This window comes from Anaeromyxobacter sp. Red801 (assembly GCF_049201065.2).
In the GTDB taxonomy this organism is placed as follows: Bacteria; Myxococcota; Myxococcia; order Myxococcales; family Anaeromyxobacteraceae; genus Anaeromyxobacter.
Genome location: NZ_CM181236.1, coordinates 1,301,529 through 1,316,447, shown reverse-complemented (window position 1 = coordinate 1,316,447; position 14,919 = coordinate 1,301,529). Strand labels below are relative to the sequence as shown.

Here is a 14,919-nt window from a genome sequence, read left to right as displayed (position 1 = left end):
CTCAGCGTACCGCGGGGGCGTTCGGCTTCGAGTCGAGCACCGGCTTCAGGACCCGCGGATCCGGCTGCCCGGCGAACAGCGCGTCGGGGTAGTAGCCGACGTGCATGACGCCCATCCCGTACAGCGACCGGATGGTGTCGGCGAGCTCGTGGCTGGGGATGGGCTTGTTGCCGTCGCGCCAGTCCACCGCCTGCAGCTCGAACACCACCTTCTTCATCGCGTCGCGGTACTCGACCGCCCGCACCAGCTCGTGGAAGAAGGCCGCGTGGTCGGCGGCCTTCTCCATGTACGGCATGGCCATGATGGCGGTGAAGTCGTAGCGGGCGATGGAGTTGTCGAGCGCCTGCGAGTACCAGACCTCCGCCTTGGGGTTGAGCGCCACGCGCGCGTACAGGTTGCGCGCCACCACCAGCGCGGGCTGCTGCGCGCGCACCACCGCGGCGGTCTCCATGGCGAGGTCGTCGATGGCGTTGATCTTGAGGATGGTCCAGCGGCCCAGCAGGTCGTCGCTCCGGCGGATCTCCTCGAGGCTCCCGGGCAGCCCCCAGGCCCGGTACTGCGCCAGCGCCGCGGGGCTGGCGTCCTCGAAGTCCGAGAGCGTGGCGTCGTCGTGGAAGAGCAGCCCGTCGAACGCGGCCGAGCGCGCCAGGTCCTGGTACAGCTCGCGGATGGCCTCGCGCGCCCGCGCCGAGAACGGCGAGAGCCGGTGGTAGCCCATGTTCACGCGGTCGGTGCGGTCGCCGGCCAGCGTCACCACCTGGTCCTGCGCGGCCGGATCGGCCTTCGGCAGCTCCCACGCCAGCAGGGGCATCCACGCGTACAGCCGCTTCACCGGCGTGCGCGTCCGGATCTGCCAGGCCACCCGGTTGAACAGGTCGGCGCGCATGGGCATGCGGCGGGACGGGAAGTACACCGCGTCCGCCGAGCCGTTGCCGTCCGGGTCCGAGAACGCCTGCAGGTACACCGCGTTCACGCCCATGGCCGCGATGCGGTCGAGCAGGTGGCCGAGGTTGCGCTCCTGCTGCGCCGGGTCGGGGTCGTACACGTAGTCCAGGTCCACGTGCATGATCTTCTGCGGCCGGTCGTTGTCGGACAGGTCGGCGTTGCGGATGGCGATCTCGCGCTCCACGTCCCAGAGCGCCATGCCGCCCTCGACCAGGATCCGGCGCAGGCCCCAGAGCGGCGTGTCGCGGGTGTTGGCGCCGTCGTCCAGCGTCAGGCCGACGCGCATCCCGAGCCGCTCGGCGGCCTCCCGCGTGATCGCGTTGTAGCGCCCGTACGGCCAGGCGATGACGCGCGGCGCCCGGCCGGTGTTGCGCCGGATGAGCGCCACGCTGCGCTCCAGGTCGGCCTGGATGCGCCGCCGGTAGGTGGCCTCGTCCTCGTAGCGCCGCGCGCCGGCGTCGTAGCGGCGCGTGGTCCCGGCCGGCTCGAGGTTGCCCTGCGGGTTCCCCTGGATGCCCTTGTGCAGGTCGAAGCTGTGGCTGCCCACCTCGATGAGCCCGCTGGCGGCGAGCTCGCGCAGCTCGCTCCAGGAGAGGAGCCGCTCGCGCGGCAGCTTCTTGCCGTCGAAGTCGACGGTCCCCTTCTCCTCGAGCCACCCGGCCACCACGTTGATGACCGCCGGGATTCGGAACATCTTCAGGATCGGCCAGGCGTTCCGGTAGACGGACTGGTACGCGTCGTCGAACGTGACCAGCACCGCCTTCGGCGGCAGCGGGCGGCGCCCCTCGCGCGCGGCCAGCAGGTCGTCCACCGAGACGAAGCGGTAGCCGTGGTTGCGGAGCCAGTCCATCTGCCGCAGGAAGCTCGTCGGCGAGACCGCGTACTGCGGGACCAGCGCCTCCGCGCGCTCGGCCACCTCGTGGTAGCTGAGGATGGTGAGCTCCTCCTCGGTCGCGGCCCGGGCCGGCGAGGCGGGCAGCGCGGCGATGGCGAGCAGCAGCGCCGCGGCGGGGAGTGACACGGGTCGCAGGGTCATCGGGTCGGGAACGTCGGCGGGGGCGAGGAATTCCGGGCGGCGTACGGCGCTCGCCCCTTGGCGGGAGGAGGCCTCCCGCGGGCCGGCATGATCAGCAGGTTGATCGAGAGGCGTCAAGGACGCGCGCGGACGGCCGGGCGACCGCCGATCCGCTCCGCGGCGCTGGCCATCGGACGCCGGGCGCCGGCGCGTATTCAACGGCGCGTCCGCGGCCCGTCCCAGCGCGCGCGGCGCGCAGGTGGGTGACCCGGCGCGCATGTGCGGGGGCCTCCCATCGCCCGAGATCGCGGCCCCAATTTGTCCCACGAACATACGACGAACGCGCGAACCGTTTCGCGGGAACCGCGCTCCATCCCCTCTGCCGGCGGGGCGCCCGGCGTCCACACGAGGGGTGAAGGGCGAGGTTCCATGAGACGAGGCATCATCCTGGCCGCGCTCGCAGCGGGCGCGTTCGCGTCCGCCTGCGGCGGCGGCTCGGGCTCCGACGCGGCCAGCGCCGCCGACGCAGCCCGCAACGCGGCCACCGGCGTCACCGGGACCGTCCGCGACACCGCCGGCGCGCCGATCGCGGGCGCGGCGGTCAGCGACGGGCAGCGCTCCGCCACCAGCGCCGCCGACGGCACCTACGCGCTCGCCGAGCGCGCGGGCACGTACACGCTCACCGCGTCGAAGGCGGGCTACGCCAGCGCGACGCAGACGGTCAGCGTGCCGAAGCGGGGCGGCGTCCAGGTGGACTGGGCGCTCGCGCCCACCGCGCCCCCGCCGCCGTCCGGGGGCGCGTACCGCGTCTTCGCGAACAACGACCTCGGGATGCACTGCGTGGACCGGAGCTTCGCGGTGTTCTCGATCCTGCCGCCGTACAACGTGGTGAACGCGCAGGTGGTGGCGCTGCAGTCGACCGGCAAGCCGGTGCTCCTCGACGCGTCGCAGGTGGACCTGCGCTACGCGGCGATCGCGGACGCGACCGGCTCCGTCAACTCCACCAGCAAGGGCAAGACCGACTTCTGGACGTACGCCGCCACCCTGTACGGCGCCGCGCTGCCGGAGGGCGCCGGCCTGATGGGCCTCTGGATGCCGGCCGACGCGCCCGACGCGAGCGGCACGACGCTCTCGTGGGACGCCGGCCTGGGCCTGTTCCACGCCCCGGGCATCCCCATCCTGCCGATCGACGACGCCGGGCGGACCAACCCCTACCCGCTCCTGCGCTTCTCCGCGTACGACAAGGCCGGCAACGCGCTCGCCGCCACCGACGTGGTGCTGCCGGTCTCGGACGAGACCTCCTGCCAGAACTGCCACGCCACCGGCAAGGTGGCCGCGACGGAGCCGGGGATCGCCTGGTCGGCGGATCCCGATCTGGAGGCGCAGGCGCGCCAGAACGTGCTCGCGCTCCACGACGCCGAGCACGGCACCGCGCTCCGGCAGCAGGCGCCGGTGCTCTGCGCCTCCTGCCACTACTCGCCCGCGCTCGACCTCGCCGGCACCGGGCCCTCGCCGCAGCAGGCGGCGCACCCGACCATGTCGAGCGTCATGCACGGCTTCCACGCCGACAAGGTGGCCGGGCTCTGGGACGCGCCGGTCCCGGTGGGCGGCACCGTCCCGCCGGCGGCGCAGCAGGCCTGCTACCAGTGCCACCCCGGCGCGCAGACGCAGTGCCTGCGCGGCGCCATGAGCTCGAAGCTCGCCTGCCAGAACTGCCACGGCGACATGGCCGCGGTGGGCGGCGCGTTCCCGCTGCTCGCGGGCGGCAGCGTCGACGGGACCGGCGACGGCGCCCCCCGCCGGCCGTGGAGGGACGAGCCGCGCTGCCAGAGCTGCCACGCGAACGACGCGGTCTCGAAGACCACGCTGGCGAGCGCGCCCCCGCTGGCGCCGGACGGGCTGCGCTTCAACGAGGCGTTCCGCGCGGGCGATCCCTCCGCGTCGCCCATCCTCGCGTCGAACCGGCGCTTCGCCGAGGAGCCCGGGAAGCTGTACCGGCACAGCAAGGGCCACGGCGGGCTCGCCTGCGAGGCGTGCCACGGCAGCACGCACGCGATCTGGTCCGGCAACGCGAACGACGACGTGGCCGCCACGCAGCTCCAGGGCCACGCCGGCACGATCGGCGAGTGCAGCACCTGCCACCTGTCGCCGCCGACCATGGGCCTGGGCGGTCCCCACGGCATGCACCCGGTCGGCGACGCCTGGGTGCGGGCCCACAGCTCGGTCGCGGAGGCGGATCTGGCCGCCTGCCAGGCGTGCCACGGCACCGACTACCGCGGCACGGTGCTCTCGCGCATGTTCGCGACGCGCACGCTGATGGGCCGGACGCTGACCGCCGGCACGCCGGTGGGCTGCTTCCACTGCCACAACGGCCCGTGACGCGGCGCGCCTGACGGAGGCCGGCCGTCCCCCGGCGCCGCACGCTGCGGCGCCGGGGGCGCGCCCCTCCCACATCCGCGTCCACGCGCCGGGCGCGCCGCACACCGGCAGGGCGCGCCGTTCACCGACGGTCTGCTATCGTGCGCGCTCCATCACGTGGAGTGCACATGGCCCTCGACCCGCGTCTCGTGTCCCCCAAGGAGAAGCCGCTCTTCGTCGCCGGCGCGATCTTCTCCGCCCTCGCCTGGCTGGTGGTCGTCGTCTCGATCGTCGGCCTGCTGTACGCGCTGCTCGGCGCCCTGTTCGTCCTCGGCGCGCACGCGCTGTTCCTCGCGCACGTGCGCACCAACGCGGTGCGGGTGGACGAGCGGCAGCTCCCCGACCTGCACGCGCGCGTGAAGGCGGCCGCGGCCCGCCTCGGCCTCCAGGACGTCCCGGCGGTCTACGTGATGAACGGCGGCGGCCTGCTCAACGCCTTCGCCACCAAGCTGCTCTCGCGGCGCTACGTGATCCTGCTCTCGGACCTGGTGGACCACTGCGAGGACCCGCGCCAGGTGGACTTCGTGGTGGGCCACGAGCTCGGGCACTTCGCGGCCGGGCACCTGAAGTGGAACGCGTTCCTGCTCCCCTACGCGCTCGTGCCCTGGCTGGGCGCCGCGTACTCGCGCGCCCGCGAGTACACGTGCGACCGCTGCGGCCTCGCCGCGGCGGGCGACCTCGAGCAGTCGATGCGCGGCCTGGTGGTGCTGTCGGCCGGCGGCCGGATCGCGGCCCGGGTGGACCTGGCGGCGTTCGCGTCGCAGCGCCACGAGGCGGGCGCGTTCTGGCCCACGGTCCTCGAGCTCACCTCGTACCACCCGTTCCTCTCGAAGCGCGTGGCCGCCCTGCACGAGCTGAACGCCCCCGGGTCCGCGCAGCCGGTGCGCCGCAGCGTGGCGGGCTGGATCTTCGCCCCGGCGCTGGGCGCGCTGGGCGGCGGCGCCGGCGCGGCGCCCGTGATGGTGGTGGCGATCGTCGGCATGCTGGCCGCCGTCGCCATCCCGAACTTCGTGCGCTACCAGCTGAAGTCGAAGGACGCCGGCGCCCAGGCCGCCCTCCAGGCGCTGTACCGCGCCGAGGTGGCGGCGCACGAGAAGGACGGCGCCTTCCGCGAGCTCCAGCTCGGCGAGGCCGCCTCCCGGACCCCGGCCGCGTTCGCGGAGGCGGAGCTGGCCGCCGCGCGCGAGCTCGGGTGGCAGCCCCCGGCGGGCGGGCACCACGTGTACACGGTGGGCGTGGGCCGGACGCAGGACGGCCGCCAGGCGTTCGCGGCCTGCGCGGAGAGCGACGCCGACGGCGACGGGGTCTACGCCGCCTGGATGGTGTGGGAGCCGCTGGACGACGGCGAGGGCAACCTCATCGCGCCCGGCTCGCCGTGCCGCTTCCAGCCGAAGCTGGCGCGCCAGCCCGTCTTCGGCGAGGGCGACGCGGCGGGCGTCCCGGTGCGCGTCTCGCCGGACGACGTCTTCTAGACGCCATCGCCGGCCTCGCGCACCGCGCGGGCGATGGCCGCGGCGTCGGGCGCGCGGCGCGGGACCTCGAGCGGATCGCAGCGCGCCTCGGGCGGCCCGCACACCGGGCAGTCCGCGGCGCGCGCGGGCGTGAGCCACACCGACTGGTACGCGCCCTGGCCCGGCGTGTCCCCGAACACCTGCGGGTAGAACCAGTAGCCGGGCACGGTCGAGAGCGTGAGGTAGGTGGCGCCGGAGGCGACCACCTCCTCCGCGAACGGCCGCAGGCCGGGCTCGCCCTCCGGCGCGAGCAGCGCCAGCGCCAGCTTCGCCGCGGCGCTCGCCACGTGCTGCACGTCGGCGGCGAGCGCGACCTCGCCGCGCAGCCGCCCGGTGCCGTAGTCCAGCTCGCGCGCCACCCGGCCCCCGGCGCGCTCCAGCCCGTGCCGGCTCCGGGTCGCGCACAGGTAGCAGGCGGTCCGGTCCGGGACGGTGAGGATCACCTCGCCGCCCCGCGCGCCCGCGTACAGGCCCACGAACAGCGCCGGGCGGCCGCGCGCGTAGGCGAAGCGGTCGAGGGCGCGCTGCGCCGCGGGATCGTCGGTGGCGGCGAGCACGAGGTCCGCCTCGCGCACCCGCGCGTCCAGCGCCGCCGGCGGGAGCGCGTCCACCGCCCGCGGCTCGAGCGCCAGCGCGATCGACGGCTCCACCGCGAGCAGCCGCCGGGCCAGCGCCTCCGGCTTGGGCCGCCCCACGTCCTCGGCCGCGTAGACGGTGCGCGACAGGTTCGCGGGCTCCACCGGCTCCGGGTCGAGCAGCGCGAGCCGCCCCACCCCGGCGCGCGCCAGCACCTCGGCCAGGTACGAGCCCACCGACCCGCACCCGGCCACCAGCACGGCGCGCTCGCGCAACGCCTCGGGGAGCCGCGCCGCGCTCCGCGCCCGCAGCCCGCCGCGCCGCGCCGCCTCGCGCGCCTCCGGCCCGCCGTCCGCGAGCCGCGCCGACCACCCCGCCAGCGCGGCCCGCCCCGCGTCGCGCGTCAGCGCGGGCCCGCCGGGCGGCCCGTACGCGCGCCGGCGCGGGCCGTGCCCCTCCAGCACCGCCGCGAGCGCGGCGGCGAGCCGCTCCTCCTCGGCGAGCGCGAGCGGCCACGCCAGCTCGAGCTGGGCGGTGGCCTCGCCCTCGCCCTCACCGGCGCCGAGCGCGACCGGCGGCAGCGCCGGGTAGTGCTCGCCGGCGAGCACCAGCACCTCGCCTCCGGCGTCGAGGCGCAGCCGCCCGGCCAGCAGCGGCCCCTCGCCGCTCTCGGTGACGAACCCCTCGGCGCGCCCGCCGCCGAGCGCCGCCGCCGCGCGCTCGAGGTCGCGGAGCAGCGGCACGGCGCGGAGCGGCTCGGGCCGGACCTCGGCGCCGCCGCCGCGGGCGCGGCGCGCGGCGAACAGCGAGAGCTTCCCGCGCGGCAGGGCGACCTCGTGCGCGCCCGGCGCGGCGGCGGGCGCGAGCGAGACGACCGGCCCGAGGTAGCAGCCGAGGTGCGGGTTGTGCGCGAGCCCGGCGGCGAGCTCGCGCGCGTCCTGCGCCGAGGGCTGGTCCAGGGCGCCGGGGTGCGAGTGCACCAGCCCCTTCAGCTCCAGCCCCTCGCCGCGCTCCAGGGCGGCGACGCGCTCGCCCAGCGCCGGCGACGGCGCCCACTGGCACGCGCTGGCGCGCGCCCCGGGGTCCGGCGCGAAGTGGGTGAGGAGCGGCCGCCCCGGGGGGCCGAGCAGCGCGCCCCCGCGCTCCGGCGGATGGCCGCCGAGCTCCGCGTCGAGGGCGCGGAGGACCCAGTCGGCCACGCACCACACGCGCGGCCCCGCGGCTAGGCGAACACCGCCGGGTGCACCTTCGACAGCATGCGCTGCTCGGCGTCGCCCTGCTCCACGCCGATGACCACGCGGCCGTCCGGCGTCACCCACACCCGGCCGCGCGCCTCCGGCGCCCCGGGGGCCGCGTCGCGCCGCTCGTCGCGCATCGCCTCGCGAAGTCGTTCGAGTACCGTCTGCGACATGGCTGCCTCCTCCGGTGCCCCCGCGTGCGCGGGAGGCTAGAACGGGAACCGCCCCTCGCGCGCGAACACGCTGAAGCCGTTGCACCACAGGACGCTGCGCGCGTACGCGTCCTCCAGCGAGGGCATCCCGCCGCCGGGGTCGCTCGAGAGGCACAGGCGCCCGTCGGGGAAGACGTGGCAGGCGTGGGGATCGAAGCGCCCCAGGACCTGCGGCTCGACGAGCTTCACCTGGTAGCCGCCCCCGTCGAACCAGAGGAACAGCTGGTACGGGTCCCCCAGCTCGCTGACGATCGGGAAGAGCCAGCCGCCCACGCCCTCCACCGTGAGGTAGCGGGTGCTCGAGGGGAGGCTCCCCTCCGCCCGCGCGCGATCGCGGAGCACCCGGCCGAAGCCGTCGACGAAGCAGGCGAGGCCCATCGCCAAAGACTTCGCCTCGCCGGGCGCGGCGGGCACCGCCCCGGGGGGAGCGGCGGCCCGGCGAGCGGGCGTCAGGCGGTGCGCTGCTCCATGGCGCTGCGGCCCACCCAGTCGCAGGCGAACTGGTAGGCGATGCGGCCGCTGCGGTCGCCCTTGCGCTGCGACCAGAGCACCGCCGCGGTCTCCGCCTCGCGCGTCCAGGGCACCTTCACGCCGGTGCGCTCGCACAGCTTCCCCACCCAGCGCCGCGCCACGTCCACGTAGAGGTCCTGGCTGAAGGTGTGGAACCCGACCCACAGGCCGAAGCGCCCGGACAGCGAGATCTTCTCCTCCACCGCCTCGCCGTGGTGGATCTCGCCCTCGACCATCATGGCGCCGCGGTTGTCGCTCTCGTACTCCGGCACGAGGTGCCGGCGGTTCGAGGTGACGTAGATGAGGACGTTCTCGGGCAGCGCGTACACCGAGCCGTCGAGCGCGCTCTTCAGCACCTTGTAGCTCGCGTCGCCGGACTCGAAGGACAGGTCGTCGGAGAACAGCACGAACCGGTACGGCTGGCCCTTCACCGCGTCCACGATGGCGGGCAGGCTGACCAGGTCGTCCTTGTCCACCTGGATGATGCGCAGGCCCCGGTCCGCGTAGGCGTGCAGGAGCGCGCGCACCAGCGACGACTTGCCGGTGCCGCGCACGCCCCACAGCAGCGCGTTGTTGGCGGGGAGCCCGGCCAGGAACTGCCGGGTGTTGTCCTCGAGCGCCTTCTTCTGCGGCTCGATGCCGAGCAGGTCGTCGAGGTGGATGCCCTCGACGCCGGGGACCGGCTCCATGGTCCCGGCGAAGGTGCTGCGGTGCCAGTTGGCGGCGTGGCAGGCGGCCCAGTCGATGGGCACCGCGGGCCGGGGGAGCAGCGGCTCCACCGCCGCCAGCACCCGCTTCAGCCGCTCGATCAGCTCGGGGTCGAGGCTCATGCGCCCTCCGGCGCCGGAAAACGCAGCGGGGCAGGGACGCGCGCGCCCCTGCCCCGCCTCATGCCGTCATGCGGTCCGCGTCGGCTACTCCGCCTTGGCGGACTTCTTCAGCGCGCCGACCTTGTCCAGCACCAGCGCCTTGCGGAACTCGCGGTTCAGGCGGGCGATGAACTTCACGTCGATGCCCTTCGGGCAGGCGGCCTCGCACTCGTAGTGGTTCGAGCAGTTGCCGAACCCGTTCTCGGCCATCGCCTGGACCATGGCGGCGACGCGCTCCGGCGCCTCCACCTGGCCCTGCGGCAGCTCGGCGAGCTGGGACACCTTGGCGCCGGCGAACAGCATCGCCGCGCCGTTCGGGCAGGCCGCCACGCAGGCGCCGCAGCCGATGCACTCGGCCGCGTCCATGGCGTAGTCGGCGGCGCGCTTCGGGATGGGCGTCGAGTTGCCGTCGGGGACGCCGCCGGTGTGGGCCGACGTCCAGCCGGCCGCCTGGATGAGGCGGTCGAGGGCGCCGCGGTCCACCATCAGGTCCTTGATGATGGGGAACGCGCGGGCGCGCCACGGCTCGAGGTAGATCGCGTCGCCGTCCTTGAACTTCCGCATGTGCAGCTGGCAGAGCGTGGTCCGCTTGTAGCCGCCGTGCGGGACGCCGTTGACCACGGCCGAGCAGGCGCCGCAGATGCCCTCGCGGCAGTCGTGGTCGAAGACGATCGGCTCCTTGCCCTGCTTGATCAGGTCCTCGTTCACCACGTCCAGCATCTCCAGGAAGGAGTGATGCGGCGTGATGCCCTTGGCGTCGTAGGTCTCGAAGCGTCCAGGCTCGTTGGGCCCGGCCTGCCGCCAGACGATGAGCTTCAGGTTCATCGTCCCGTGCTCGGAAGCGTGCGCGCTCATTACTTGTAGCTCCTCACCGCGAGGTGGACGTTCTCGAACTTGAGCGGCTCCTTGTGGAGCTCGGGCTCCTTGCCGACTCCCTTGAACTCCCAGGCGGCGCTGTAGCAGAAGTTCGCGTCGTCGCGCTTCGCCTCGCCGTCCGGGTACTGGTGCTCGACGCGGAAGTGTCCGCCGCAGGACTCCTCGCGGTGCAGGGCGTCGCGGGCGAGCAGCTCGGCGAACTCGAGGAAGTCGGCGGTGCGGCCGGCGTTCTCGAGCTGCTGGTTGAGCTCCTCACCCTTGCCGGAGACCTTCACGTTCTCCCAGAACTCCTTGCGGATGGCCGGGATCTTCTGGAGCGCCTTGGTGAGCGACTCCTTGCTCCGGGCCATGCCGACGTCCTCCCACATCGTCGTGCCGAGCTCGCGGATGAACTCGGTGACGGTCTTCTTCCCGTTGATGCCGAGCAGCTTCTTGGAGGCGCCCTGCACCTCCTCCACCGACTTCTTGAACTCGGGGTGGTCGGCCTTGACCTTGCCGGGCTTGGTGGTCGCGAGGTAGCCGGCGATCGTGTTCGGGATGACGAAGTAGCCGTCCGCCAGGCCCTGCATCAGCGCGCTGGCGCCCAGGCGGTTCGCGCCGTGGACCGAGAAGTTCGCCTCGCCGAGCACGAACAGGCCGGGGACGTTGCTCATCAGGTTGTAGTCCACCCAGAGGCCGCCCATCGAGTAGTGCGGGGCCGGGTAGATGCGCATCGGCTGCTTGTACGCGTTCTCGTCGGTGATCCGCTCGTACATCTCGAACAGGTTGCCGTAGCGCTCGCGGACCACGTTCTCGCCGAGCCGCTTGATGGAGGCGGCGAAGTCGAGGTAGACGCCGCGGCCGCCGGGGCCGACGCCGCGGCCCTCGTCGCACTGCTCCTTGGCGGCGCGGGACGCGATGTCGCGGGGGGCGAGGTTGCCGAACGTCGGGTACTTCCGCTCGAGGTAGTAGTCGCGATCCTCCTCGGGGATCTCGTTCGGCGGCTTGTTGCAGTCCTCCTTCTTCTTCGGCACCCAGATCCGGCCGTCGTTGCGGAGCGACTCGGACATGAGCGTCAGCTTCGACTGGTAGTCGCCCGCCTGCGGGATGCACGTCGGGTGGATCTGCGTGAAGCAGGGGTTCGCGAGGTAGGCGCCCTTCTTGTGCGCCTTCCAGATCGCGGTGACGCTGCAGCCCATCGCGTTGGTGGAGAGGTAGAACACGTTCACGTAGCCGCCGGTCGCGAGCACCACCGCGTCGCCGACGTGCGTGCGGATCTCCCCGGTGACCAGGTCGCGGACGGTGATGCCCTTCGCCTCGCCGTCCACCACCACCAGGTCCAGCATCTCGGTGCGGGGGAACAGCTTCACCGTGCCGGCCTTGATCTGCCGGGACAGCGCCGAGTACGCGCCGAGCAGCAGCTGCTGGCCGGTCTGGCCGCGGGCGTAGAAGGTGCGGGACACCTGCGCGCCGCCGAAGGAGCGGTTGTCGAGGTAGCCGGCGTAGTCGCGCGCGAACGGCACGCCCTGCGCGACGCACTGGTCGATGATGTTGTTGCTGACCTGCGCGAGGCGCCACACGTCGGCCTCGCGGGCGCGGAAGTCGCCGCCCTTGATGGTGTCGTAGAACAGGCGGTAGATGCTGTCGCCGTCGTTCGGGTAGTTCTTCGCGGCGTTGATGCCGCCCTGCGCCGCGATGGAGTGCGCGCGCCGCGGAGAGTCCTGGTAGCAGAACGTCTCCACGTTGTAGCCGAGCTCACCGAGCGTCGCGGCCGCCGAGGCGCCGGCGAGGCCGGTCCCGACCACCAGGATCTTGAACTTCCGCTTGTTCGCGGGGTTCACCAGCTTCAGCTCGAAGCGGTACTTGTCCCACGACTCTTCGATGCGGCCGGTAGGTGCCTTTCCGTCGAGGATCACGGTGTCTCCCTTAGTTCCCGGCGATGCCGGCGAGGATGAGCAGCGGAATGGCCCCGAAGCCGACGAGCAGGATCCCGGCGAGCGTCTTGCCGAGCACGCCCCACCGCGGCAGCAGCGTCTCGTTGCTCCAGCCGAGGGTCTGCAGCGTGCTCTGGATGCCGTGCTTCAGGTGGAGGAACAGCGCGATCATCCCGACCACGTAGATCGCGGCGATGGGCACGATCCGGAACTGCTGGACGACCATGCCGAACACGTCGAAGCGGCCGAGCGAGTCCTGGCCGCGCACCAGGCCCGGGGTCACGCGCAGCGTGAACTGGAGCAGGTGGTAGACGATGAACGCGCCGAGGATGAGGCCCGTCCAGATCATCGTCTTGCCGGAGAACGTGGCCTTCAGGCTGCGCTGGACCGCGTAGCGCGTCGGGTTCCGGCGCTGTTCTCGAGCGTGATCTGCACCGCGAGGACCGCGTGCAGCACCACCGAGAGGCCGACGACGATCCGGGTGCCCCACACCAGCGGCGCCAGCTGGTGGAGCTTCTCCGCGTACGCGTTGATGCCGTCCGGCCCGTTGAAGATCGAGAGGTTTCCGAGCAGGTGACCGACGACGAACAGGACCATGATCAGGCCGGTGACGGCCATCACGATCTTCCTGCCAATCGAGTCCGAGAACAGTCGCATTGAGCCGTATCCCTTCTTCGTGGATGAGCTTCCGCCGCCGAGACGGTGTCGCCTCGCGCCCTGAACAGGAGTGCGCGGAATGGCACCATAGCTGCGACCCCTTGGGGCACGTCAAGGACGGGAGAAGTCGGTTTTGTCGCAAGGTTGGGCGATCCCTTGCCCGGCGATCCCGGCAGGGTCCTAGAGCCCCAGCGCTCGGATCGGGCAGGCGCCCGTCATGGGTCCCGGATCGGGTGCCCGGCCTCGAGCGCCGCCCAGGCCTGCTCGCGCCAGCCCTGGCCGTGATCCACGAGGTCGGCGCGCGTGGTCGCGTACCGCCGGTGCGGCTCCACCGGGCGGTTCTCCAGCGCCAGCGCGGCGAAGAACCGGTCGGCGGAGGCGTCGTCGCCGGCGCCGTCCGGCGGCTGGACGCCCATGGCGGCGTTCGGGATGGACACCGAGAGCCGCCCGCGGGAGTCGGTCCAGCGCGCCGCGAGCCCCTTCGCCTCCTGCTGGCTCCCGCCGGCGCCCTCGGTCGGGCCGCCCACCAGGACCGCGCGCCCGCCGCTCCGGAGCAGCCCGGCGAGCCGCTCGCACGCGCTCATGCACGAGGGCGAGGTGAGCGCCACCACGCGGCCGCGGAACCCGCCCTCGGCCGGGTCGGGGCGGAGCGGCGGCTCCAGCAGCGCGGGGGTGAAGTCGTCGCCGGCCTTCCGCGCCCCGCGGATCGACTCGAGCACCCGCTCCGGCTCGGAGCGCGACCGGACGCCCACCGCGGGCGCGCCGCCCAGCATCGGCGCGCGCTCGCGGTACACGCCCTCGTTGAACTCGGTGGCGCGCAGCACCAGGGCGCCCCCCGGCGACGACGCCCCCGCCGGCAGGAGCATCCGCGCCAGCGCGGTCGAGTGCGAGAGGTACCCGCCGCCGTTCTGGCGCAGGTCGAGCACCAGGTCGGCGCCGCGGGCGTCGCAGCCGCGCAGGAACTCGCCGAGGACGTCGGTGAACGGGCGCCGCTCGCCGCCGGCCGAGAGCGCCTCCGTGTGCAGCGAGAGCAGCTGCGCGTAGCACACCCGCCGCCCCCCGGGCGCCGCCACCTCGCCCAGGCGCGCCGCCGGCCCGCCGCCGTCGCCGGTGTACGTCCGGAGCGCGGCCGCCTCGTCCGGCGGGAAGATCGAGTCGGTCCGGCGCACCCCGCCGGCCAGGTCGCCGCCGTCCACCAGCGCGGCCGCGGCCTCGCCCAGGTCGGCGGTCCGGATCCCGGTGCGGGCCAGGAGCGCGCGGCCCAGCGCGCCGCGTCCAGCGCCCGGCGAGGCCCACCACGGCAGGCGCACGGTGCGGCGGGCGCCGCGGGCGATCACCGTCAGCTCGGCGGTGGCGCGGGCCGGGTGCAGGAAGTCGCGGCGGGTGAGCGCGTCCACGGCGCGCTCGGCGCGGGCCGCGGCCGAGCTGCCCGGGAGGTGGGCGGCGAGCTCGTCCATCGCCGCGCGCACCGGCCGGCCGTCGATCGCGACCACGCGGGTGCCGGGCGCGAGCAGCGCCGCCGGATCCTGGAGGCCGGCGCGCGCCAGCGCCTGGCCCAGCGCCGGCGAGCGGCTCGCCACGTAGACCCGGCCGTCGGCGGCGAGGCGCAGGCCGACGCCGAGCGCGACCTGCGGCGCGCCGGACGGCACCCGCAGCAGCAGGTGCCCGTCCTCGAAGGCGGCCACGCAGCGGCGCATCCGGTCGTAGAAGCGGAGCGGATCGCGCTCGGCCGCGACGGCGCGCTCGCCCTCGACGCACGCCTCGAGGTGGGCGCGCGCGTCGAACCCGGGGTGGCCGGCGGCGGCGAGCGTGAAGGGCTTGGTGGTGAGGAACACGTACCGCGCCTCGATGGCCTGCCGGAGCTCGCAGGCGATGCGGACGCGCTCGGCCGCGGGGCAGAGCGGCCCGTCCCCGTCGCACGCCGCGGACGCCGGCCCGGGCGCGGCGTCGCAGGCCGACGGTCCGGGCGCCGGCGCCGGCCCGGAGGCGTTCGCCGCCGGCAGCGGGGAGGCCAGCGCGAGGAGCGCGGCGAGCGGGAGGAGCAGGGCGGGACGCATCGGTGCGGAGGGCCGGGGCGAGGGCCCCGCGCGCTCCCCTCGAACGTCCCGCACGGCGCGAGACATTCCGAAGGGTGCGCCTCCCGCGGGCCTCGGTGTCGCGCGATGTGCGCGCTGCCCTC

General features: G+C 74.3%; 12 protein-coding genes. 2 read left to right on the top strand and 10 right to left on the bottom strand.

Annotated features, from left to right (window positions below; all coding sequences use genetic code 11):
- Position 1: 1 nt before the first annotated feature.
- Positions 2 to 1,966 carry a poly-beta-1,6-N-acetyl-D-glucosamine N-deacetylase PgaB gene (pgaB, locus tag ACOQFB_RS05930; protein WP_421610002.1) on the bottom strand — a complete coding sequence of 655 codons (1,965 nt, stop codon included), beginning with the start codon at positions 1,964 to 1,966 and terminating at the stop codon, positions 2 to 4.
- Between the two features lie 423 nt (positions 1,967 to 2,389).
- Between pgaB and ACOQFB_RS05925 the strand changes: the two genes are divergently transcribed.
- Both ACOQFB_RS05925 and ACOQFB_RS05920 read left to right on the top strand, forming a co-directional pair.
- Positions 2,390 to 4,339: a carboxypeptidase-like regulatory domain-containing protein gene (locus ACOQFB_RS05925; RefSeq protein ID WP_421610003.1), complete on the top strand. Its 1,950-nt coding sequence runs from the start codon at positions 2,390 to 2,392 to the stop codon at positions 4,337 to 4,339.
- Positions 4,340 to 4,506: 167 nt separating this feature from the next.
- A complete protein-coding gene (locus ACOQFB_RS05920; protein ID WP_059436127.1) occupies positions 4,507 to 5,850 on the top strand; it encodes a M48 family metallopeptidase in 1,344 nt (447 codons plus the stop codon).
- On the opposite strand, the gene ACOQFB_RS05915 is transcribed toward ACOQFB_RS05920, so the two are convergent.
- The 9 genes from ACOQFB_RS05915 to ACOQFB_RS05875 all read right to left on the bottom strand — a co-directional run bounded on the left by ACOQFB_RS05915 (position 5,847) and on the right by ACOQFB_RS05875 (position 14,797).
- Entirely contained in the window at positions 5,847 to 7,664 is a 1,818-nt protein-coding gene (locus ACOQFB_RS05915) for a ThiF family adenylyltransferase (protein ID WP_421610004.1), read from the bottom strand. The two genes, ACOQFB_RS05920 and ACOQFB_RS05915, sit on opposite strands and share 4 nt — an antisense overlap.
- Before the next feature lie 23 nt (positions 7,665 to 7,687).
- Positions 7,688 to 7,876 carry a hypothetical protein gene (locus ACOQFB_RS05910; protein ID WP_421610005.1) on the bottom strand — a complete coding sequence of 63 codons (189 nt, stop codon included), beginning with the start codon at positions 7,874 to 7,876 and terminating at the stop codon, positions 7,688 to 7,690.
- Positions 7,877 to 7,912: 36 nt separating this feature from the next.
- Positions 7,913 to 8,329, bottom strand: coding sequence for a hypothetical protein (locus ACOQFB_RS05905; RefSeq protein ID WP_494492500.1), 417 nt, complete (start codon positions 8,327 to 8,329; stop codon positions 7,913 to 7,915).
- Positions 8,330 to 8,364: 35 nt separating this feature from the next.
- A complete protein-coding gene (locus tag ACOQFB_RS05900) occupies positions 8,365 to 9,255 on the bottom strand; it encodes an ATP-binding protein (RefSeq protein WP_421610006.1) in 891 nt (296 codons plus the stop codon).
- Between the two features lie 84 nt (positions 9,256 to 9,339).
- A complete protein-coding gene (locus ACOQFB_RS05895; RefSeq protein WP_082100202.1) occupies positions 9,340 to 10,149 on the bottom strand; it encodes a succinate dehydrogenase/fumarate reductase iron-sulfur subunit in 810 nt (269 codons plus the stop codon).
- Positions 10,149 to 12,065 (bottom strand): fumarate reductase/succinate dehydrogenase flavoprotein subunit, encoded by a 1,917-nt coding sequence (locus ACOQFB_RS05890; protein ID WP_059437510.1) that lies wholly within the window; start codon positions 12,063 to 12,065, stop codon positions 10,149 to 10,151. The genes ACOQFB_RS05895 and ACOQFB_RS05890 overlap by 1 nt, the downstream gene beginning before the upstream one ends.
- Positions 12,066 to 12,075: 10 nt before the next feature.
- A complete protein-coding gene (locus tag ACOQFB_RS05885) occupies positions 12,076 to 12,432 on the bottom strand; it encodes a succinate dehydrogenase/fumarate reductase transmembrane subunit (protein WP_494492499.1) in 357 nt (118 codons plus the stop codon).
- 23 nt (positions 12,433 to 12,455) lie between these two features.
- Positions 12,456 to 12,740, bottom strand: coding sequence for a succinate dehydrogenase/fumarate reductase transmembrane subunit (locus ACOQFB_RS05880; RefSeq protein ID WP_494492498.1), 285 nt, complete (start codon positions 12,738 to 12,740; stop codon positions 12,456 to 12,458).
- 215 nt (positions 12,741 to 12,955) lie between these two features.
- Complete coding sequence (locus ACOQFB_RS05875) at positions 12,956 to 14,797, bottom strand: S41 family peptidase (RefSeq protein WP_421610007.1); 1,842 nt, start codon at positions 14,795 to 14,797, stop codon at positions 12,956 to 12,958.
- Positions 14,798 to 14,919 lie beyond the last annotated feature (122 nt).